Genomic DNA, 21,095 nt, shown 5'->3' on the forward strand with positions numbered 1-21,095 from the left:
TACCTGCATCAGTGCTGGTCGATACCATACTGTTGTGTCGTCGCTCCCACTCCAGCAAAAGCCCGCTCACCAAACGTACTGCCGTCAACCGCTGAAAACGGTTGAATTCTCGTGTAATCCTCGATGCTCTTGTTTTTGATCAGCGCGTGCGGCCCGATTTGGCAGCCTTCACCAATCTGTGTTTCGCCAAAAAGGCAGGTGCCTGGATAGAGCACCGTATCACGCCCGATCATTACGTCCGAATCAATGTACGTCGAGCTCGGATCTATCATTGTAACTCCGTTTCGCATATGGAAATCGTTGATTCGCTTGCGCATCAGCTGCTCCAAATCAGCGAGCTGCACACGATCATTGACGCCATTGCCTTCTTCGGGATCATCCGTTGCAAACGCCGCTACCAAATGACCTTGTTCTTGCAAAAGCCCCAGAACGTCCGGCAAGTAAAACTCCCCTTGCGCGTTTTCGTTTGAGACCATCGGCAGCATTGAAAACAGCTTTTGATTGTCGAAGCAAAAGATTCCGGTACTGATCTCATTCACCTTTTTTTGTCCCAAGGTCGCGTCTTTTTCCTCGATAATTTTTCGGACATCGCCGTTCTCGTCGCGAATGATCCTGCCATAGCCTGTAGGCTCGTCCACAATGGCGGTCAAAACCGTGGCTGCTGCCTGTTTTAGTTGGTGATACTCGAGCAAGCTTCGTAGCGTCTGTTCTTGTACAAGCGGTGTATCACCATTCATGACAATCGTTACGCCATCCTGCGCCCCGAGAATTTCGTGGCTCATCCAAACAGCATGAGCGGTCCCAAGCTGTTCCGGTTGATACGCATACTGAACGCGGTTTTTCAGCTGCTCTTTGACCACTTCGGCTCCGTGACCGACAACGACGACTAAGTGGCGAAGTGACAATGCTTCCAATGTCTCTACAACATGTTCAATCATCGGCTTCCCGCAGATTGGATGCATGACCTTGTAGAGCGAAGATTTCATTCTGGTTCCTTTTCCTGCTGCGAGTACTACTGCATGTATGTTCATCCTATCGCCTCCGTCTTGGTCAGCTCCCCTTTTGCAAGCTGACCTTGTTGGATTTGTTGATCGAAGTATGGTTTCAATTCATAGGTCAGTGTGTCAATCATCATGGTCAAATCAATGTCTTTCCTCTGCACGCCCAGCTGATAGGCCTGAAGCATAATCTCCAGTAATTTCTCCTGATTCAACGTCCGCTTCGAGGTGTTCATTCATCCTTCCCCCTTCTTGCTATCAATGCCTGTTCAAAAAGTCGATTTTTTGAACTTCCTTACGACTGACGTTTGTGTTTATTCAACTGTTACACTTTTGGCCAAATTTCGTGGACGATCTACGTCATTGCCGAGCGCAACAGAAGTGTAATACGAAATAAGCTGGAGGGGGATAACGCCTAGAACCGGTGTAAGCAAGGCATCCGTCTGCGGAATCAGGCAAACATCATCAACCGAGCGATGCAGCTCTACATGTCCATCTAAGGTAATACCGAGAACTTTTGCTCCACGGGCTTTCACTTCTGTAATATTACTGATCATTTTCTCATGCAGCTCATCCTGTGTAGCCAAGGCAATGACTCTCGTTCCCTCTTCGATCAGCGCCAGCGTGCCGTGCTTTAGCTCCCCTGCCGCATACGCCTCCGAGTGAATATACGAGATTTCCTTCAGCTTGAGCGAGCCTTCCATAGATACTGCATGATCAAGTCCTCGTCCGATGAAAAACAGATGCTGCTCGTCCTTGATCGATTCAGCAAAATGACGTATCTCATCTGCATGCTCGAGAATATGCTCGACTTGATCCGGGAGACCGGTCAGTTGGTCAAGCAGTGAGGCACGGGTGTCAGCGTCCAGTGTTCCCTTCGCTTGCGCCAAATAGATGCCGAGCAAGTAAAACGCAATCAGCTGCGAGGTATATGCCTTCGTCGAAGCAACCGCGATTTCCGGACCTGCATTTGTCGTAATCACGTCATCGGCATCACGGGCAATCGAGCTACCGACTACATTCGTAATAGCGAGTACTGCTGAACCGTTTCGTTTGGCTTCACGCATGGCTGCCAATGTATCTGCTGTTTCCCCTGATTGACTGACGGCAATCGTAAGCGTATTGGGTTGAAAGAGTGGGCGACGGTAACGAAACTCCGACGCTACATCTACTTCTACCGGAATCTGTGCCAGTCGTTCGATCACATGCTTGCCTATCAAGCCTGCATGATAAGCGGTACCGCATGCGACAATGTAGATTTTCTCCACACGCTTGGCACTCGCTTCTGATAACTGAAGATTAGGAAAAATAACCTTTTGCTGTGTAGCATCGATTCGACCTGTCATTGTATTTCGCAGGGCACGCGGCTGCTCGTAAATTTCCTTTTGCATATAGTGAGCAAAGCCGTCTTTTTCCGCTTGCTCCTTGTCCCACTCAATTCGCACCAGCTCTCGCTCGATTGGCTCCGTCGTATCCAGACGCATGACGTGAACTGAATCTTTGGTCAGAATCGCCAGGTCTCCGTCCTCGAGAACGTACACATCGCGCGTATGCTCCAGGATCGCCGGGATATCAGAACCGATGAAATTCTCATTCTCCCCTACCCCGATAATCAACGGGCTCGCCATACGAACTGCAATCAGCTTGTCAGGCTCATGCTCCGTCATCACACCGAGAGCAAATGCTCCGCGAATTTTACCAGCGACCTTCTGCACTGCCGCAACCAGGTTGTTGTCGTATTCCTGCGCCAAAAGGTGCACGATGACCTCCGTGTCCGTCTCCGAAGTAAACGTCACGCCTTGTTCCATCAACTCCTGCTTGAGATCCAGATAGTTTTCGATAATGCCGTTATGCACGATCGAAAACTTGCCGGATTGATCAAAATGAGGATGAGAGTTTTCGTCAGACGGTCGTCCGTGTGTCGCCCAGCGCGTATGACCAATGCCAATGGAGCCCTGCAAGCCTGACTTTTGGGTTTGGCTCTCCAGTACGTCAATTCTGCCTTTTGCCTTGCGAATGCCGATGGTTGCTCCATCACAAATCGCAATACCAGCTGAATCGTAGCCTCTGTATTCCAGCTTTCGCAGCCCATTGATTAGAATCGGCTGCGCTTCCCTGTTCCCGATATATCCCATAATTCCGCACATGTCTTCGGTTCCTCCCTTGTTGCGTATAATGTTCGGACTTTGTATTATGCGAGCAAGCTGACGACTTCCTTCTCCTGCTTGATAGCGACTGAGGTTCCGATGCGATACACATTCGAATTCGTGATGCCCTCAAACGCATTGCGTGTATCGATAATGGCCACTCCCAAATCCGCCAGCTCCTGATAGGCAAAGCTTTGGTGATTCGTAATAAGCACCATGCAATCGTAAGTCTTGAACGCCTCGTAGTCATTGGCGATGGAGTGGATGATCTCACCTTTTTTATTCACAAAGCTCTGCGCATACGGGTCGAAATAGTCGACAGTTGCTCCGCTATTGGTGAACAGCTCGTAAATCTCCAGCCCAGGTGATTCCCGCAGGTCATCAACTTCCGGCTTGTAGGCCATGCCAAGAATTAAGATGCGTGAGCTGTTGATCGCTTTGGCGTAAATGTTGAGCACCTGTGCTGTCTTATTGCGCACATAGTCCGGCATGTTGTCGTTAATCGATTGGGCGATCTCAATAAATTGGCTGTGAAAACGAAAGCCCTTGGCCTTCCACGACAAATACATCGGATCGAGCGGTATGCAATGCCCACCGATTCCGGGTCCCGGGTAAAACGGCATGAACCCGAAAGGCTTGGTCGATGCGGCCTTGATTACTTCCCAAACATTGATGCCCATTCTGTCGCACATCATTGCCATCTCATTCATGAAGGCAATATTGACGCTACGGAAGGTATTTTCCAAAAGCTTGGACATCTCCGCCACCTTTGGCGAAGAGACCGGCACGACAGTTTTAACCAGGCTGCCGTACAAGAGCGTGCCTAACTCCATGCAACGTTCTGTCGTCCCGCCGATCACCTTTGGCGTATTGTACGTACTGTATTTGCGATTGCCCGGGTCGACCCTCTCCGGCGAGTAGCAGAGGAAGAAGTCGATGCCAGCCCGATAGCCCAGCTTTTCAAATTCACGCTGGATTAGTTCTTCCGTCGTTCCCGGATAAGTTGTGCTCTCTAGCGTAATGAGCATTCCTCTTTTCATGAATCTCTTGATTTGCTCGACAACGTTTGTAATGTAAGAGGTGTCCGGGTCCTGATTGGGACTAAGTGGAGTAGGAACGCAAATGCTGATCGCATCCAACTCCTCGATGACGCTATAATCAGTCGTCGGAAAAAAGCGATTGGTCGCGAGGCATTCCTGCAAGGTTTCATTAGAAATATCCTGGACGTAAGACTCTCCTCTTTTCAGGCTCTCGATTTTTCCGCCATGCAGATCGATTCCGATTACGGTATAACCACTCTTGATCGTCTCTACCGCCAGCGGCAGCCCTACATACCCAAGCCCAATGACACCTACTCTCGCTGTCTTCATTTGAATCTTTTGTTGCAGTTCCTCGTATCTCGCCATCCTCGTTTCTCTCCCTTTCTCTTTCTAGAATTATGAAATCAGCCTTTTCACCCTGGCTTCTAGCTCTACCGGGGAGAATGGCTTGGTAATGTAGTCAGATGCTCCCATCGCAAACGATTTTTGCACATCTTCTTCCAGACGTTTGTCTGTGAGCACCATGATCTTGCTCATGGAAGCGCTGATATGCTTGATTTTTTCCATCAGCTGGTATCCATTGAGGATAGGGAGATTCAGGTCGGTAATCACAAGATCAGGGGCGACCTCCTGATATTTTTCCATGCCATCCATCCCGTCATTGGCTACCGTAACGAGATACCCTTTGCGCTGAAAGTAGATGCTCAAAAACTCGTTGACAGTCTCATCATGGTTAACCAGCAAAATACTTGCCGGCTCCTCTTTTTGAGCGGGATTCTGCTCGTAAATCTTGATCTCCCCATGAGCGCCCGGCTCTCTCATCTCTTGGATCATCCGCATCAGCATTTGACCGGACGAGCGCGAGCTTTCGGGAAAACTCGCAATCAAGAGGCTGCCTGCTACCAGTTTGTGCTCTTGCAAATAGTCTTTGACACGCAAAGCATAGAAATGGGTGCTCGAAAGCTTCTGTCCTTCAAGCAGTATTCCGAAAAGCTGCTTGTTTTTGTCATACGCGTAGTGCAAAACAATCTCGGAGCCGTCACCTGAACGAGTGCCCAGGTCTTGCTTGATCAGCTCCATTGACTCTTTCGTGAGGGTTTTGCAAGCCGCCAGAATAACCCCACACGCCAATTGTTTCTCTTCCATCTTGCTCAGATGCTCGTAAAAAACAGGTACGAGATTACTCATGATCTAGCCTCCAAACTTGAAATGTTTTCGCTGCTCTTCGTCTGCCAGCTCGTCCGTGTCATCGTTCCCCAGGAGTTGTTGTTGCGCAAATATTCAATATGACCGAGGAATCTCCAGATGACACCGATTTGCCGATAGCCGAAGAACATCAGTATCGTATAGAAAAGCATTTTGACGATGTCTCGAAAACGCGGATACCGTCGAAATGCGATTTCCTCCAGAAATAAGGAGCCAATGCCAAGCAGCATGCCATACATCACATTGAGCAAGCCGTAGATTAAGAGGACGTAGCCGTTGGTCATATCCAGCAAGGTATAACCGATGAGGGCCAATAGACCCGTGATGCGAAAGTACGGATTTAAGGTTTCAAACAAGATATTGAACGGTAGCGTGAGCATCCCGAACAGCTTGTACTTGGGGCGAAACGCCATGTGTCTGCCGTACTCAATCATGTTTTTCAGATTGCCGCGTCCCCATCTGCGCCGTTGACTGCCCAAGATTTTGAGCGTATCCGGCGCTTGTGTCCAGCAGACTGCATCGGGGCAAAATGCCACTCGGTATGGTAGCTTGTTTTCCAGCATGTACTTGTGCAGCTTGATGATGATGTTCATGTCTTCACCCGGGTACCCCTCGCGATAACCGCCTACCTTGATGATGTAATCCTTGCGAAAAACACCGAACGCGCCTGAGACGATAATCAATCCGTTGATCGCGCTCCAGCCGATGCGTCCCCCGAGAAACGCCTTGAGGTATTCGACGGATTGCATCATCGGCAAAAACTTGTCTGGCAAACGAATGTCCTTCACGACACCGTCTTCGATCTTGCAGCCGTTGGCAATGCGGATATCTCCGCCGATGGCAACTGTTTCATCCGGGTTTTCCATATACACCTTCGCAATGCGAATCAGCGCGTCTTTTTCCAGCAAGGAATCTGCATCAATGGAAGCGATCAACGGATAGTGGGAGAGATTGATCCCCGCATTGAGCGAGTCAGCTTTTCCTCCGTTCTCTTTGTCGATCAAATACAGATTCGGAAAAGCCGGATTGTGGTAGATTCCCCTGATCTTCGACGTATGAAGAAGCGGCTGCACCGGCATGTGCTCGGAGTAAACTAGCGAAAACTCGTTAATCATTACCTGCAAGGTATCATCCTTCGATCCATCGTTGATCACGAGCACCTCGTAGCGTGGATAGTTCAAGGATAAGAGCGACCTTACATTTTCAATAATCGTCAGCTCCTCGTTGTATGCTGGCACGAGAATCGAAATCGGCGGAACGTGCTCAGAGCCTGAAAGTGTCTGGAATCTCGAATAGATGGAGCTTTTTAAAATTCCCACGATGCTATTGAACGAGAACAGCATGATGATGAAGTACAAAGAGTTGATCGCGATGACGTAATAGACTGCAAATACTCCGTAGTAAAGTAGAAAATCTCTCATGGCAGCCTCCTTTCGCTCTATCTTTCCAGTGCCTGAACCGTGGAGATCGTTTTGCGATACGACTTGCGGTACAGATGCAGCTTTTCGTTGTATTGCACGAGCTTCTCGGTCGCTGTTGCACCGTGTAGAACCAGCTTCTCTTTTTCCAGCTCCTCCTGGATCACTTGATGAGCCATCTCGCTCTTATGACCGTTTCTCTCTTCCTGCAAAATCTCACACAGGGCAGCAAAGCCTTCGACCTCTAGCTGCGCCAGGCTACGTGCACTGTGATGACGAACCCACCAGTTCGCATCGCCCACCGCCTTTTTCAGCGAGGGGATGTACGAATGCAATTTCAGTGAGCCAATTGCCTTCGCTGTCATTGCCCGAATTTCCCAATCTTTGTGATTCATAAAAGCAGTGACTGTCTGCTCATTCATATAGCGGATATCCCGACACATGAGCTTGACTGCCTTAATTCGGACTTCCTTGTCAGGCGATTGAATGAGCTGGTATAGCGCAGGCTCGATGCCGGGCTGTGCATGCACGCCGTAGCCAATCAGTCCGATTTGGACCAGTTCAGCATCGGATTCTTGTAAAAACTGTGCAAAAAGCGGTGCCGTATCCACCTGCGCATCACTGATGATGTCCACGATGAGCTGGTGGACATTTTTCTTCGCTCCAACAACGTGGGTCACCATTTCCCGCAAATCTTCTGTATTGCGTGCACATTTGGCGATGGAGCGAGCAATGATAAAAACACTAATGTCATTTGTGCTTTTTTGCAGGAGGGTTAAGAGAGCAGGTACGGCGAGCTTGGAGCGCATGATCCCCAAATTGTAAGCGGCATCCACTCTCGTCCATTTCCACCAGCCATTTAGTCTTTGCATGTCCAGCTCTACGAGTCCCATATCCTCGCAGAGCCAGATCAGCTTGTCCCGATGAATGCCAGTAACCCGCTCCATCAGCTCAAACAGCTTTTTCTGAATGATTTGCTTTTCTTTTTGTGTCACAGCGCCATAAGGCACTTGCAAACGCTCCTCTTCTTCCCCGTGTGCCTGGAGGTAAACGAAGTAGTCGCGATATTTTTCCAAACAACGCATGGTCTGTTTCTCCACCGAAATGTTGCGCAGCTTCAGTGCGAACAAGACAAGCAAGCCTAGTACTGTCAATCCACATAGCGCGTACAGAAAAACAATTGCCGTCGCCAATGGTGTTTGCACGTTTGCCACTCTCCTATCCAATCAAGGCTGAGTCCCGATCTTCACCGGAGCCTCAATCTCATGGAATGCTTTTTTTAGTATGGAATAGCTCTGTTTTTTGCGTTCGTGATAGCCTACCTGCTCCCATCCTTGCCATGTATACATCGGGAGCGTCGTCACTGCGTAAGCGTTTTGCCCGACGATTTGTTTCGTCGCTGTATCCACCAGGAGCGGCAGAATGCGAATGCCTTTCGTCTTCTTCGTCGTGAAGCTTTTGCCATCATCTTCATAGCTCATGACGGACAAGGAGCTCGGGTCTGTAAATCCAAGCAGCATCCACGGTACTCTCAGCTCTACCACTTTGCCCTTCGCTTGCCACGCAGTTCGTGAGTCGTACTGCGGGTCTTGGGCATCTGTCGTTCCCCGGATTAGCTTGCCGACCTCGACTTCCTCCAACGGATAGTACTTCTTGCTGTCTGGCGGATCCATCTCCAGGCTAACGGCCAGCTTCCACGGCTTGAATATCCCGGAATTGTCTTTTTTCTCCGCTTCCTTGACCGCAAGCATGCCGTAGCGTTTTCCGTATAAGCGTGCATGAAAGTCGTAATTGGCAGCGATTTGAATCTGGCTCTCGTCTGCTTTTCCCAACGCGATCAGCGTTTCTAGACCCTCATCCAGCGTCAGGCCTGGTAGCTGAGCAGCATGCTTGTTCCCGCCAGGAAGCGTATCAACGCCCACATAGAGCTGTTGTTTTGCCGGGTCAAACTCTTCCTTCAACTGAGCAAGGAAATAGACGTACCCTTCATCATGTGTCATCCAGATTTCGTCGACGCCTGGGACTTGAACATCGAGGCGTTGCTTCTCTTCCGGCACGAGCTGATCCCAATCTGTGCGATTCCCATCGATGGTCAGCACGCCTTCTTTGTTCGGGTACATGCCGAGGACTCCAAACAGAGACTCATTGGTCAACACGTTGATCCACAGGGAGCGCCGATCTTCCGGCAACTCAAAGCGCATCGTATTCCACGTTTTTTTGAACCACTCGTCCTGCCAGACGAATACGATTGCTCCTGCATAACCTTCCTGATGGATTTCTTGCAAAAGCTCGACATCGATCTCTCCCTGCTGCTTTTCTGAATGACCACCCTGATTGCGCCCCAAATTGCCCAGATGGGCGACTCCCACCGATGCCGGGACCCCGAATTCTGTCACCATGATCGGCATGTTTTTGTGATACTGCTTCAGCTGTCGCAAATACGCTTTGTACGTATCGATTTGCCCTACATCGTTCTTCAGCTGTTGCAGGGTAGTGTCGTAGCGGAAGAAATCCGGATAATACGGGTACACGTGATAGGAAGCGAAGTAGCCTGCCTCCCACTGTGTTGGCTCTATATGGGTAGGATCGACACTGACCAAATCCTCATGATGGATCGGCTCTCCCGGATGCGATAAGGGGTCTGTAGTCACCCAATTGGTGAAGGTCATCGGATGCTGCCAACCGTATTTGCTCTCCTCCATTGCGACGGTATCCACCATTTCAGCAATCCATGTCTCAAAAGCGGTTGCATTCGGTGTCGCGTGGAAGTACTTCCCTTGATAGGGAGCAACTTTTTGATGCAGGCGGTTGGTGTTTTTCACCATCACGGGGTCCCACTCGGTCCCTGTGTGCCAGCCGATCAAGTATTTGCCCGCATTGGCACGGTATGTACCACTTGCCTTCCCCGGTTTTTCCGGCAGGGTGATGTCCCCGTAAACAGCGCCGACTGCATCCTTGATTTCCTGTCGAAACTCCTCGCGAATCTCTGGCAGATAAGCGTCTTTCTTTTCAATCAACAGCTCTTCTGGACTCCAAATGCCCTGCATCAAATAGAGAGGGTCTCCTTCTTTTTGCCGATTGTAATCGACCAGAGCTTCATAAAAGACAGGAGAATGGATGGTATACACACGAATGACGTTCGCTCCCATCTCGTCGATCATCGCGAACCAGCGCATGTAATCCTCTCTTGTTATGGGAAGCTCACCCGGATAATGACCCGGTAATGATGCCCCCAGATTGACACCTTTCGCAAAAAAGGGCTGCCATTTCTCATTCTGATAGACTTCGAACAGCTCGCCATTCGCGCGAAATTTTAATTGAGCACCTGTAGTCGTCTCCATGCTTTCGACACGATCTGCTGCCCAAAACCACCAGAAGGCACTTGCCCCCACCACGATCAGCATGGTCAGGCTCATCCAGCGCCATCTTCTCTTTTTTGTTGGCTCCATTCCTCGTCAACCTCCGATATGTTGCCACGTCACAGTCATTGTAAACATAGGGAGCGAATCGTTCCCATAGACAAAAATCACTATTGTGCATTTTTCAGATTTGTCATGAAATTGTAATGTTGGGACGGATTCGCCTCCATTGACCTACGTTTTTTGTAGAGAAGTCCTGCAACCGGGACGGTCTTCTGGCCCACACTTTTTCTCAATTAGGTACATTTACTCGTTCCTTTTTTTTCCTTTTCGCTAGTGAAAATGGTAGGTTGCTACTATTTGGAAGGCGTTGGATTTTTTCGAGATAAGGGATTATTTACAAAAAGAATACAAAGTGTTTCGCACCTTGATTCTGAGGAAGGTTTATTTATAATAGACATAAAGGATCTATAAAGGTGGTATATAAACATGAATCAACTTATCGATGTAGGGATTATTGGCGGCGGACCAGCAGGTATGAGTGCCGCTCTCGCACTTGGCAGGGCAAGAAAAAGTGTGGTCGTTATCGATGAAGGCCGTCCACGTAATCGCGTTACACGTGAGTCACATGGCTTTCTTACGAGAGACGGCATCACTCCGAGCGAATTTCGTCACATTGCAAGGGAGCAAATCAGCGCCTACCCCTCCGTTCACTTTGTGGAGGATACAGCTGTAACGATCACGGGACACGATGGAAATTTTCTCATTACGACTGCACAGGGAACGACTTATCAGAGCAAAAAGCTGCTGTTCGCAGTGGGAATGAAGGATTTTCCTTTGCCTGTTAACGGATTAGCAGAAGTGTATGGAAAAAGTGCTTTTGTCTGCCCTTATTGTGATGGATGGGAATTACGCGACCAGCCACTCGTCTTGATCGCCAACGGAGAGAAGGCATTGCATTTGGCAAAAATGCTGTCTGGTTGGACCAATCAATACACCGTCTGCACCAATGGACCAGATGAGTTCACGGAAGAACAAAGGTTGGAGCTGTTGCAGCATCGCGTTCCTGTCTTTGACTCCCCGATTGAGCGTATTGTATCTGTCGATGGGATGGTGCAGCGCGTTGAGCTTACAAATGGCAACTTCATATCGTGCACCGGGATCTTTTTTGCTCCCAAGCTCGTGGCTGGATCTGACTTGCCGCAAGCATTAGGCTGCCAGGTAACGGAAGCAGGTACGGTTATCGTCGACAGCTTTGGGAAAACGAGCGTACCGGGTGTCTACAGTGCAGGCGATGCAGCAACTACACACTACCAGGTGATCACTGCCGCTGCTCTGGGCTCTGCGGCTGGTATGAGTATCAACAACGAACTGCTTTTAGAGGAATGGAATGGTCAACGTTAGCTCCATCTCCGCGTGTTCCTTCCATAAAAAAAGGACAATCCCTCCGTCTTCACTAGACGGGTGGGACTGTCCCTCTTCTATATTATAGAAGCAATGCTCTTTCTTTGATTACAACGTCTTCTGTCCTGGCTTCCAGTTCGCCGGGCACAGACCGCCAGCTTGCAGGGCTTGCAAAATACGAGTCGTCTCTGCCACGCTGCGACCTACGTTCATGTCAGTTACCACTTGGTAGCGCAGAATGCCGTCTGGATCGATGATGAACAAGCCACGGTGAGCTGCACCAGTCTCTTCGTCCAGGACACCATAAGCTCGTGCCGTCTCTTTTTTGAAGTCGCTCGCGAGCGGGAAGTTTACTTCACCGATGCCATTTTCATCGCGCGGTGTTTTGATCCATGCCCGGTGCGTATGTACGCTATCCGTGGATACACCCAGTACTTCGCAATCCAAATCCTCGAACTCTTCCATGTTGTCACTAAACGAAGTTACCTCTGTTGGGCAAACGAATGTGAAGTCGAACGGCCAGAAGAACAAAATCAGCCATTTTCCTTTGTAATCAGCCAGCGACACACGTTCTTCCAGTGTCTCGAGGTTTTTGGTCGTGAGCATGTTAAAGTCAGGTGCTGGTTTTCCTACTTGAAGTTGAATTGTTTGCTGTGTTGTCATGATAAATCTCTCCTTTTATATGGTGTCTGATGAAAATTACTTCGCAGCCTCTTCCAATGCTGCCAGTGCTTTTTTAATACGTGTCGGGTTGAAGCCCAAAATTTGCTTTTCACCGATGACTGTCAGTGGAACAGACATCATGCCTAAACGGCTCAGTTCTTGGCCGTACTCTTCTTTTTCATCGATGTTGCGCTCTTCGAAAGAAATGTTTTGTTCTGTCAAATACGTCTTCAATTGCTTGCAGAAGTTGCAATTTGTGCTGGAGTATACGATTGCTTGTGCCATGTTTGTTTCTCTCCTTTTCTTCTATTTGTATTGGGGGACAACTTTGGAACGCTTGTTGATGTATTTGTCTACAGCCATAGCTGCAATGGCACCGTCTGCCGCAGCGACTACTGCTTGCTTCACAGGTGTTTTGCGCACCTCACCCGCTCCAAATACGCCTGGAACAGAAGACTGCATGAACTCATCTAGAATCATAAATCCTTCCTCATCGAGGCGAACTTGTCCATCCAAGAAATCGGTACCCGGCTTGCTGCCAGACAGGAAGACGAAGACTCCGTCTACGGACAGCATTTCTTCTGCTCCTTCTGCCGTGCGAATGCGCAACCCTTCGACCGCTTTCTCTCCCACGATTTCCAATGGGCGCGTACGGAAACGCATTTCCGTGTTCGGTAGCTCAGGTAGTCCTTCTACCCCTTGAAGATCAGCGCGCGGCACCAAGAAAGTGATTTTGTCCGTAAATTTGGTCAGTGCATGCGCTTCTTCCCATGCTTCCTCCGTATCACCGATGACCGCAACGTGCTTGCCTTCATAAAAAGCTCCGTCGCATGTCGCGCAAGTGCTCACGCCTCGCCCGAGCAATTGCTCTTCTCCTGGAAGCATACGGTTACGTCCTTTGGAACCAGTCGCTATGATCACAGCCTTCGCTTGGAAAGTACCATGAGCCGTGAAGATGCTTTTTTCCTCATCCTCTACATCTACCGCAGAAATCATAGTCTGGATGAATTCTGCACCGAAGCCCTCCGCTTGTCTGCGCATTTTATCCAATAGTTCCTTCCCAGTCATCTCGCCTTCTACCCCTGGGTAGTTGGCGATTTTATGTGTCAGGGCAAGCGCCCCAGTTCCGGGTGCCTTATCGATGACGAGCGTTTTTAGATTTCCACGAGCTGTATAAATGGCAGCGGAAGCACCAGCTGGTCCTCCGCCGATGATGATGACATCATACATGAACGCTCCCCCTTTCCTTATTATTAAATTATAATTATTATCAACTAGGAACAATTATCATTATACTTGATATAATTTGAAAGTCAATATCTTTTTATAATCATTTTAAATAAGGTCTTATTATAAAAAGAAGTACGAAAAAGTCCGCCCCACTGCCCTGAATTATTTTACGATTCCGAATTCACCCGATTTCGTTGACGAAACAAGTAATTCAGGATAAAGTACCACTAACACTTGAACGCACAAAAGCAAAAAAGCAAGAAAGCACAAAAGTACGAAAGTAAAAATGTACCTTCTCACTGCTTCAGCCTGATTTAACAAGGAGTTGCCATTATGAACAAGCCATTATCTTTTTCGCAAAGTATTTGGGTGCTTGTCACCGTATTCGGAATCTTATTTCCCGCCCTTTTCTGGGGCAAAGTTGAGCCGCATATGCCGCTCTTCCTCGCAACCATTGGAGCTTCTACTCTTCTCTTCCTGTTCGGCGTTCCGTGGAAGCAAATGGAGGAGGGCTTGATCAAAGGAATTCAAACTGCGATCGCCCCCATGCTGATTCTATCCTTAATCGGAATTTTGATCGGGGTTTGGATGATGAGTGGAACCGTTCCGATGATTCTGCACCTCGGCATTTCGATCATCTCACCGGAGTACTTCACACTCTCCGCCCTGTTTCTGACGGTAATCGTTTCTTCCGTTACAGGAAGCTCTTTTACCACAATTAGTACGGTAGGGGTCGCTATGATGGGGGTCTCGACTGCACTCGGACTTGATCCCTTGATTACAGCCGGAGCCATTATTTGTGGAGCATGTTTCGGGGATAAAATGTCGCCTCTCTCCGACACGACCAACTTTGCAGCAGCCATTGCAGGCGTTTCCTTGTCGGAGCACGTCAAGTTCATGTCACGCACTGCCGTTCCTGCCCTTGTCATTACCGCGATTTTCTTCGGATTTCAAGGACAAAGTGCCAGTGTTAATCTAGACGCCATTCAAGAAATCCAGCTTGCTTTGGAACAAAACTTCTCGCTTAGCCTTTTATCGCTGCTGCCAGCATTCGTCGTCCTGTTATGCTCAGCGCTGCGAAAACCGATTTTGCCTACATTGGTATTCGGGATTTTGAGCGGGATTGTTACAGCTGCTCTTTCGGAAGGAGTTACTTCTCCGGTCGAATGGATGACTGTCATGCAAAAAGGCTTCGTCAGCAATATCGCCAATGAAGCCGTTGCATCAATTGTGGACCGCGGTGGACTGTTGTCGATGACCTGGTCCCTCGCCTTGATTTTGATTGCCTTGTCTTTAGGGGGCATTCTGCAATACAGCGGTGTGTTTCATGCACTCTTTTCCGGATTCATCAATCGAATCAAACGAGACTCTGAGATGGTCGGTCTTGCCGGATCTTCTTCTATTCTCGTGAATCTGCTGACAGGAGAACAATACTTGTCCATCCTGCTCCCTGGACAGATGTTTCGCGAAGCATTCGAGGCTCGCGGAATGGCGGGCAGACGACTGTCTCGTACTCTAGAAGACTGCGGGACACTCGTCAACCCACTCATTCCATGGGGGGTAAGTGGTGCATTCTTTACTGCTACCTTGCATGTATCTACACTGGAATACTTGCCTTATGTCATCTACCTGTGGATCTCGCCAATTTTGACGTTTCTATTCGCCATGCGTCGGCAGAAAGCTTAGCCAGCTGCATACACGGTCGTGCAGTTTTTTCCTTTGCGCTTGGAGCGGTACAGTGCCTCATCTGCTGCCCGCTTCAAGCCATCTGCCGTGTTTGCGTCTTGAGGGAAGCGCGCAATGCCAACACTGACCGCAATCAAGATGCAGCAATCGTCCTGTGTTAAGGGGCGCAAGCGCAAATACTCCCGAATGGCATGCGCTTTTTCTTCCGCCATCTCCATAGACGATCCTGGGCAGAGCAGCATGAACTCGTCTCCCGCATAACGATACGCAGTATCCTCTGGTCCCGACACTTCTTTCATCGCTTCGGCAATTTGCTTAATCAGTGCGTCCCCTGCGTGATGACCATAATGGTCGTTCACCGCTTTTAAGCTGTCTGAATCCAGCATGATCAAAGAGACAGACGCATCCTCTTCACTCAGCAGCTTTTCCAAATCACGATGGAACGCACGATAGTTCGCAATCCCTGTCAGCTCATCCTGAAACGACATCTGATACATTCGCTCATACAAACGCGCCGTTTCGATAGCACTTGCTACCTGAAAACCAATGATTTTCAGTAGTTCCTCGTGCTCTTTTTTATAGGCGAACTCGCGATAAGACTGGGCAGAAATAACGCCCTTGATCTGATTCCCCAGCATGAGTGGAACGAAAATGCATGTATTCGTATCAATTTCCGGGCTTCCCCAGCGGATCATTTCTGGCTCGCTTGGCTCGTTCTTCATCGTCTTGATGTGGATTGTTTCCCTTGTATCGATTACTTTGGACACCATCGCTTGCCCGTAGGGAATCGTGAGCGGACCGTAATTGACCCCATTATCTATGCTGATCGGAATTTTGATCTCACTGTCGCCTTCATCATAAAAGGCAATAAAGAAAGCATCTGCACGCATCACACGCGAGACCAGCTCGAATGCTTTCCACAAAATTTTGCTTTCCTCAAACGTTTTCGCAAAAATGTGGCTAAGGTCATGTAAAATCTTCATGTGCTCGGAGATCCACATCATTTCGGTTACCTTATTTCGCAGCTCCACAATCTTCTTAAGCAATTCTGCATGCAAGACACTGTCCTGCTCCGACAGCATACTGTCTACCTCACGAGATAACGCTTCGACCTCGCCAAGCTCGACTTCTTCTATGTTTCCGAGCCATTGGCTATAACGCTCCAACAACTGTCTTGCATACGCTTCTCTAACGTCGTGCTTCTCATGCATATTCAACCCTCCGGCTATTGGGTAGCTTTACGCTTTTTTTTCATGATATCGCTCAATAGCTGCACGGATGGCTTGCAAGACAGCTCCCTGACCAGGTGCTAAAAAACGTTCTTGGATCGCCTTTGTGATCTCCTGCATGCCATCTGCAACTGTCTTGCCTACAAGCAAGCTAACCAAAAACTCGCTCGTCTTGTCCATGACAAAGGTAAAGCTGGCGTCACAAATCACTTCGGCGTCTACATCAATGATGAGTACACAGCCAACCATGGTAGAAACCTCGTACAAGGTAGTTCCCTTGGGGATTTGGGCGAAGCCTGCTGTCAGTACCGTATTTTTGTTCATCCAGTCGTCCTCCTAGCTGCTGATCGGCAAGCATACCTCGACTGCCGTTCCGTTACCTGGGGTGCTGATCAACCGCAGAGTCCCTCGATGGTTCTCAATGATTTTGCGGCTCACCATCAATCCCAGGCCCGTCCCCGTTTCCTTCGTCGTGAAAAAAGCCTCTCCCAATCTCGCAATCTGATGAGCCGGAATACCCACTCCATTATCTTCAAACCGAATGACGACTCGGTCATCTTCACACCGCAGTCGAATCACAATTTCTCCATTCCCTGCTGTTGCTTCGATTCCATTTTTCAAAAAGTTAATGAAGGCTTGCTTCAACTGATTCTCATCGCAATGGATCAAGGGGACTTCCGATTCGAAAACGACCTGAATCATGACCTTTTTCAAAATCGCCTCCGTCTCCAAGAGCGTCACCACATGCGTGATCAGGTTGGACAGATCGCGGGCTTCAAACACGGCCGTATGCGGCTTCGCCAAGACCAGCAGCTCTGTGACAATCATCTCGATCCGCGCCAATTCCGAGCTCATGATCGAGAAGTATTCTGGCTTTCTCATGCCATCCTTTTGCATTAATTGCACAAAACCTTTTAGCGAGGTAAGCGGATTGCGTATCTCATGTGCGATCCCTGCCGCCAATTGCCCGACTAGCGCGAGTTTTTCCGAGTTTTGCAAAAATTCTTGCGCCCGTTTGCGTTCCGTGATATCTCGGATCAGTATGTACACGGAGGGCTTGTCCTGCATCGGCACGGATGTTCCACACACTTCTACCTCCGTCCGAGTTCCATCCAAGCGGATCAGCTCAACCTCAATCGGCGCAGCCGTTTCCCCTTCCTCCAAAATGCGGAGGAGTCCCTTGATCTTCGGTACATCACGGGGATGGAAAAACGACTGAAAAGGATACCATAACAGCTCGTCCAAGCCGGAAGCCCCAACTAGTTGCATCCCTGCTTGGTTGACGTATTGAAGCTCCCCAGAATGGTAGATGAACGCACCTTCACCGGAAATATCCAATACTCTGCACTGTTTGGAGCCATAGCTGTTCCCAAACGAGGCCGGAAGCTTCTGCACCATCGAATAATACCCAATAGACGTGCCTTCCTCCCAAAAGGTTCCATATGTAATATACACGGGAATACTTGTCCCATCCTTATGACGAAAAGCGGTGTAAAAAGGTCTCGGATCGCCATTCATCGCAAACTGTGTTTGAAGGCGTACCATTTCCTGTTCTTCCGAAACAGCCAGCTTCCAAAATGAGGACCCTTCCCATTCTTCTACGGAGTAGCCATTTAACACTTGGCAGGCAGGATTGCCTTTAAAGACTCTACCAAATTGATCGAGCAGAAAAGTGGCCTGAATCATTTGATCAAAGAAGGAACGATAGAGATGACCACTTCTCCATCCACTGTCCAATAAGTTTTTCATCGTGCCCCTCCCTCCTGGGACGAGAAAACGGCTACTCCAAATTACGGAAATAGCCTACAACGTTCTCAAATCCTATTCTCACCCAATTTTACCCTATTCGCTCTATTGTTTCCATCCCCCGGATAATTTAAATGTGCAATTTTTCCAGTACCGCTGCGCTGACACGCAGTTGCTCTGCCATTTTTTCGTCAACAGCCAAGCCCTGCCTCGCAACTGCCGCGACCAGTGCTCCGACGACAGGTGAAACGGTGGGTATCACTGTTTGAAATGAAGCTCTCGCAACCAGTTGTTCCCGAAGGGTTGTACCGGCAGTTAACAATCCTCCCGCCAAAACGACCGGCATAGGCTCCTGGACCTTTTTTAAGCAAGCATCGGCCAATTCTAGCAAATCCTCCACTGCTTGCATGATCAAAGCATTCGCCACCGGATCGCCTAGTGTTGCGGCTTGTTCCACGAGCTGACTCGTTTTTGCCAGCTCCATTCGCGGATTGCTTCCTCCGTAGATCAGGTTGATCAGCTCATCAGGACGTTCTACGCCATAGTGGTCCATAAACAGTCGCGTCAGTACTGTCGATTCACCGCGCCCATCGTATTCGCGCAATACGGCAATTGCCGCTTTTTTGCCCAAATCAAACCCGCTGCCCTCATCTCCTACCAGATACCCCCATCCACCTACACGGTGCCGCGCCCCCTCTTTTGAAAAGGCACAGGCAATCGAGCCGGTACCGGCAAGGAGAACGACGCCTGGCTGCCCCCATGTCCCCGCGTAAAGAGCTGCGACGACATCGTTATCAATCAACAGCCGTTCTCCCCACTCATCGGCAAAGGAATGCTGAATTCTTTCCTTGATTTGCGGACGATCTGCACCACCAAGCCCGATAAACAGACCGGCGACTTCCTCTTCTTTGGCTCCTGCCTTTATCCTCACAGCATCAATGAGTTGGCGCAGAGTAGCCTCCACGTCCCCCCAGCTCCTGGAGAGCGGATTTGATGATTCCCCTACCATAATTGCGCGAACCTGTCCCGCCTCATTGCAGATCGCTGCACTGGTTTTGCTTCCGCCTCCATCGATCCCGATAAACCACTTTTCCCCATTACTTGACTGCACCTGCCGTCAACCCTTCCATAAACTGCCTCGATGCCATCAAAAACACGACGATCATCGGTAAGGCAGACAACGTGAGCCCAGCAAACAGCAGGCTCCAATCCGTTTCATATTCTCCAAACAACACCATCATGCCTACCGGAATCGTCTTGAGTGCTTCCTCTTGAATGAAAATCAACGGAAAGAAAAAGTCGTTCCACGCATGGATGAAATTAATAATGATCACCGTAGCCAAGGCCGGACGAATCAGCGGCAAGAGCACGCGCCAAAACACCTGAAAATGGCTGCACCCATCGATCCGCGCCGCTTCCTCCAGCTCAATCGGCAACGTCCGAAAGAAGCCCGTCAAAATAAAAACAGAGATCGGAATGCCACTCGCCGTATAAATCAGAATCAGCGACCACAGTGAATTCAAGAGCCCGAGATTCTTCATCAGCAAAAATAAGGGAACGATCCCCAACTTGATCGGAATCATCAGGCCAACAATGAAAAAGAAGTATAGCCCCCCTGTCCATTTAAAGGAAAATCGCGACAAGTAAAAGGCCGCCATCGCTGAAAAAACCGTAATCAACAAGACAGACATGGCACTGACGAATACACTGTTCCATAAAAAATCAGCAAAAGGCACGGCTTCCCACAGCTTCTTATACGTATCCAAGCTAAACGTCTTCGGAAGGGAGAGCGGACTCGCAAATATCTCCATATTCGTTTTCAAGGAAGAAGAAATCATCAGTACGATCGGATATAGCGCGATTAACGCAAATAAATACGCCAGCACATAAGATACAGCTCTCCCACCCACAGTCATCTTCACACCGCATCCTCCTTTCCACTCAGGAACACGCAACTAGTGTTGGACTTCTCGTTTCCTCATCAAATAGAGTGACAGCGCCGACACAGATCCGACGATGAAAAACAACACGACAGCCAATGCCGAACCGAGTCCAAGTGTGACATCCCCAGCTCCGCTGCTAAACGCCATGCGATAAAAGTAAACAGCCAGCGTATCCGTCGAATAAAACGGCTCACCCATCGAGCCTTGCATGGCGTAGACGAGCTCGAACGCTTCAAACGCCTGAATGAACGTAAATATCGTCATAATCGTGATTGCTGGCATGCACAGCGGCAAAATCATTTTCCACAGCATCCGCCAGCCTGTTGCCCCATCCAACCTCGCCGCCTCGATCAAATCCTCCGGGATCGACTGAAGTCCCGCCAAAAAGATCAGCATGGCAAAGCCTATGCCAAACCAGCAGTTAATCAAAATAATCGCGAGAAGCGCTGTATCCGGGTCACCGAGCCATGGTCTGGCCCACTCACCTAAACCAATTTTTGCCAACACGGTATTGAGTGCCCCGTAATTCGGATTTAAAATCAACTTCCATAAAAACCCAATAACAATTACAGACAACAGCCTTGGCATGAAATAAGCGATCTTGAGAAACCCGGAACCTCGTATTTTGCGATAGATGAGAAAAGCCAGTCCGAAAGCGATCCCATTTTGCACAATCATTTCGATCACAAAGTAGAAGACATTATGCCGAAAAGCATTCCAGAACATTTCGTTGAAGGGCTCCACCGTAAACAGCGTGATGAAATTTTGTAGTCCGACAAAAACCCCGCGCTTGATGCCATTCCAGTCGTACAAGCTGTATAAGAATGCCGAAAAGATCGGATACACGACAAACAACGTATAAATAACAAGCGCGGGCAGCGGAAACAAGTGAATCAGCCAGCGCACTTGCCCCTTTGTTCGAATGCTTTTCCTGTTTACCGTCTCGATGATACCCACCCCTTTTTCACGAAAATCATCGCGGCCTGTTCAGAAGCCGGGAGTGAGCCCAACTCGGGTCCCACTCCC

19 protein-coding genes are annotated in these 21,095 nt (G+C 49.1%); 2 read left to right on the plus strand and 17 right to left on the minus strand.

Annotated features, from left to right (window positions below; translation table 11 throughout):
• Nucleotides 1-8: 8 nt before the first annotated feature.
• From glmU to ACFVS2_RS22540, 8 genes are all read right to left on the minus strand, one after another.
• Complete coding sequence (glmU, locus tag ACFVS2_RS22505) at nt 9-1,031, minus strand: bifunctional UDP-N-acetylglucosamine diphosphorylase/glucosamine-1-phosphate N-acetyltransferase GlmU (protein WP_390237884.1); 1,023 nt, start codon at nt 1,029-1,031, stop codon at nt 9-11.
• Nucleotides 1,028-1,234: a hypothetical protein gene (locus ACFVS2_RS22510; RefSeq protein WP_007728018.1), complete on the minus strand. Its 207-nt coding sequence runs from the start codon at nt 1,232-1,234 to the stop codon at nt 1,028-1,030. Before ACFVS2_RS22510 ends, glmU begins: the two co-directional genes overlap by 4 nt.
• A gap of 78 nt (nt 1,235-1,312) precedes the next feature.
• Nucleotides 1,313-3,145, minus strand: coding sequence for a glutamine--fructose-6-phosphate transaminase (isomerizing) (gene glmS, locus ACFVS2_RS22515; RefSeq protein WP_390237887.1), 1,833 nt, complete (start codon nt 3,143-3,145; stop codon nt 1,313-1,315).
• Between the two features lie 44 nt (nt 3,146-3,189).
• The gene (locus tag ACFVS2_RS22520) at nt 3,190-4,551 is read right to left on the minus strand and encodes a nucleotide sugar dehydrogenase (protein WP_390237890.1); all 1,362 of its coding nucleotides are present in this window, start codon (nt 4,549-4,551) and stop codon (nt 3,190-3,192) included.
• Nucleotides 4,552-4,581: 30 nt separating this feature from the next.
• On the minus strand, nt 4,582-5,373 hold the full coding sequence (locus tag ACFVS2_RS22525; RefSeq protein WP_173620024.1) for a response regulator transcription factor: 792 nt from the start codon (nt 5,371-5,373) through the stop codon (nt 4,582-4,584).
• Nucleotides 5,370-6,812: a glycosyltransferase family 2 protein gene (locus ACFVS2_RS22530; protein ID WP_390237893.1), complete on the minus strand. Its 1,443-nt coding sequence runs from the start codon at nt 6,810-6,812 to the stop codon at nt 5,370-5,372. Before ACFVS2_RS22530 ends, ACFVS2_RS22525 begins: the two co-directional genes overlap by 4 nt.
• A 17-nt stretch (nt 6,813-6,829) precedes the next feature.
• Nucleotides 6,830-8,014: a HEAT repeat domain-containing protein gene (locus ACFVS2_RS22535; protein ID WP_390237895.1), complete on the minus strand. Its 1,185-nt coding sequence runs from the start codon at nt 8,012-8,014 to the stop codon at nt 6,830-6,832.
• 21 nt (nt 8,015-8,035) lie between these two features.
• Nucleotides 8,036-10,258: a hypothetical protein gene (locus ACFVS2_RS22540; RefSeq protein ID WP_390237898.1), complete on the minus strand. Its 2,223-nt coding sequence runs from the start codon at nt 10,256-10,258 to the stop codon at nt 8,036-8,038.
• A 399-nt stretch (nt 10,259-10,657) separates the two neighbouring features.
• Between ACFVS2_RS22540 and ACFVS2_RS22545 the strand changes: the two genes are divergently transcribed.
• Nucleotides 10,658-11,572: an NAD(P)/FAD-dependent oxidoreductase gene (locus ACFVS2_RS22545; protein ID WP_390237900.1), complete on the plus strand. Its 915-nt coding sequence runs from the start codon at nt 10,658-10,660 to the stop codon at nt 11,570-11,572.
• A 108-nt stretch (nt 11,573-11,680) separates the two neighbouring features.
• On the opposite strand, the gene ACFVS2_RS22550 is transcribed toward ACFVS2_RS22545, so the two are convergent.
• Genes ACFVS2_RS22550 through ACFVS2_RS22560 form a run of 3 tightly spaced genes read right to left on the minus strand, consistent with a single transcriptional unit; the run spans nt 11,681 to nt 13,465 of the window.
• The gene (locus ACFVS2_RS22550; RefSeq protein ID WP_007725301.1) at nt 11,681-12,235 is read right to left on the minus strand and encodes a peroxiredoxin; all 555 of its coding nucleotides are present in this window, start codon (nt 12,233-12,235) and stop codon (nt 11,681-11,683) included.
• Between the two features lie 36 nt (nt 12,236-12,271).
• Nucleotides 12,272-12,520: a glutaredoxin family protein gene (locus tag ACFVS2_RS22555; protein ID WP_173620030.1), complete on the minus strand. Its 249-nt coding sequence runs from the start codon at nt 12,518-12,520 to the stop codon at nt 12,272-12,274.
• A 21-nt stretch (nt 12,521-12,541) separates the two neighbouring features.
• Nucleotides 12,542-13,465, minus strand: coding sequence for an NAD(P)/FAD-dependent oxidoreductase (locus tag ACFVS2_RS22560; RefSeq protein WP_390237902.1), 924 nt, complete (start codon nt 13,463-13,465; stop codon nt 12,542-12,544).
• A 333-nt stretch (nt 13,466-13,798) separates the two neighbouring features.
• Between ACFVS2_RS22560 and nhaC the strand changes: the two genes are divergently transcribed.
• Nucleotides 13,799-15,151 (plus strand): Na+/H+ antiporter NhaC, encoded by a 1,353-nt coding sequence (nhaC, locus tag ACFVS2_RS22565; protein WP_173620032.1) that lies wholly within the window; start codon nt 13,799-13,801, stop codon nt 15,149-15,151.
• Here nhaC and ACFVS2_RS22570 read toward each other — a convergent pair.
• The 6 genes from ACFVS2_RS22570 to ACFVS2_RS22595 all read right to left on the minus strand — a co-directional run bounded on the left by ACFVS2_RS22570 (nt 15,148) and on the right by ACFVS2_RS22595 (nt 20,975).
• Nucleotides 15,148-16,362 carry a sensor domain-containing diguanylate cyclase gene (locus ACFVS2_RS22570; protein WP_173620033.1) on the minus strand — a complete coding sequence of 405 codons (1,215 nt, stop codon included), beginning with the start codon at nt 16,360-16,362 and terminating at the stop codon, nt 15,148-15,150. The two genes, nhaC and ACFVS2_RS22570, sit on opposite strands and share 4 nt — an antisense overlap.
• Before the next feature lie 27 nt (nt 16,363-16,389).
• A complete protein-coding gene (locus ACFVS2_RS22575; protein ID WP_007725309.1) occupies nt 16,390-16,704 on the minus strand; it encodes a DUF3870 domain-containing protein in 315 nt (104 codons plus the stop codon).
• Nucleotides 16,705-16,716: 12 nt separating this feature from the next.
• The gene (locus tag ACFVS2_RS22580) at nt 16,717-18,129 is read right to left on the minus strand and encodes an ATP-binding protein (protein ID WP_390237906.1); all 1,413 of its coding nucleotides are present in this window, start codon (nt 18,127-18,129) and stop codon (nt 16,717-16,719) included.
• A gap of 127 nt (nt 18,130-18,256) precedes the next feature.
• Entirely contained in the window at nt 18,257-19,237 is a 981-nt protein-coding gene (locus ACFVS2_RS22585; RefSeq protein ID WP_390237909.1) for an N-acetylglucosamine kinase, read from the minus strand.
• Nucleotides 19,224-20,048: a carbohydrate ABC transporter permease gene (locus tag ACFVS2_RS22590; RefSeq protein ID WP_390237911.1), complete on the minus strand. Its 825-nt coding sequence runs from the start codon at nt 20,046-20,048 to the stop codon at nt 19,224-19,226. The genes ACFVS2_RS22585 and ACFVS2_RS22590 overlap by 14 nt, the downstream gene beginning before the upstream one ends.
• 33 nt (nt 20,049-20,081) lie before the next feature.
• Nucleotides 20,082-20,975, minus strand: a complete 894-nt coding sequence (locus ACFVS2_RS22595) for a carbohydrate ABC transporter permease (RefSeq protein WP_390238322.1) — start codon at nt 20,973-20,975, stop codon at nt 20,082-20,084.
• Nucleotides 20,976-21,095: the final 120 nt, after the last annotated feature.

The sequence above is a fragment of the Brevibacillus sp. NPDC058079 genome (assembly GCF_042885155.1).
Classification (GTDB): domain Bacteria; phylum Bacillota; class Bacilli; order Brevibacillales; family Brevibacillaceae; genus Brevibacillus.

Excerpts from the sequence above, each read along its gene's own strand:
- ACFVS2_RS22530 (WP_390237893.1), bottom strand. The coding sequence starts at position 6,812 with ATGAGAGATTTTCTACTTTACTACGGAGTATTTGCAGTCTATTACGTC.
- glmU (WP_390237884.1), bottom strand. The coding sequence starts at position 1,031 with ATGAACATACATGCAGTAGTACTCGCAGCAGGAAAAGGAACCAGAATG.
- ACFVS2_RS22575 (WP_007725309.1), bottom strand. The coding sequence starts at position 16,704 with ATGAACAAAAATACGGTACTGACAGCAGGCTTCGCCCAAATCCCCAAG.
- ACFVS2_RS22525 (WP_173620024.1), bottom strand. The coding sequence starts at position 5,373 with ATGAGTAATCTCGTACCTGTTTTTTACGAGCATCTGAGCAAGATGGAA.
- ACFVS2_RS22560 (WP_390237902.1), bottom strand. The coding sequence starts at position 13,465 with ATGTATGATGTCATCATCATCGGCGGAGGACCAGCTGGTGCTTCCGCT.
- ACFVS2_RS22545 (WP_390237900.1), top strand. The coding sequence starts at position 10,658 with ATGAATCAACTTATCGATGTAGGGATTATTGGCGGCGGACCAGCAGGT.
- ACFVS2_RS22580 (WP_390237906.1), bottom strand. The coding sequence starts at position 18,129 with ATGAAAAACTTATTGGACAGTGGATGGAGAAGTGGTCATCTCTATCGT.
- ACFVS2_RS22520 (WP_390237890.1), bottom strand. The coding sequence starts at position 4,551 with ATGGCGAGATACGAGGAACTGCAACAAAAGATTCAAATGAAGACAGCG.
- ACFVS2_RS22570 (WP_173620033.1), bottom strand. The coding sequence starts at position 16,362 with ATGCATGAGAAGCACGACGTTAGAGAAGCGTATGCAAGACAGTTGTTG.
- glmS (WP_390237887.1), bottom strand. The coding sequence starts at position 3,145 with ATGTGCGGAATTATGGGATATATCGGGAACAGGGAAGCGCAGCCGATT.
- ACFVS2_RS22540 (WP_390237898.1), bottom strand. The coding sequence starts at position 10,258 with ATGGAGCCAACAAAAAAGAGAAGATGGCGCTGGATGAGCCTGACCATG.
- ACFVS2_RS22550 (WP_007725301.1), bottom strand. The coding sequence starts at position 12,235 with ATGACAACACAGCAAACAATTCAACTTCAAGTAGGAAAACCAGCACCT.
- ACFVS2_RS22555 (WP_173620030.1), bottom strand. The coding sequence starts at position 12,520 with ATGGCACAAGCAATCGTATACTCCAGCACAAATTGCAACTTCTGCAAG.
- nhaC (WP_173620032.1), top strand. The coding sequence starts at position 13,799 with ATGAACAAGCCATTATCTTTTTCGCAAAGTATTTGGGTGCTTGTCACC.
- ACFVS2_RS22510 (WP_007728018.1), bottom strand. The coding sequence starts at position 1,234 with ATGAACACCTCGAAGCGGACGTTGAATCAGGAGAAATTACTGGAGATT.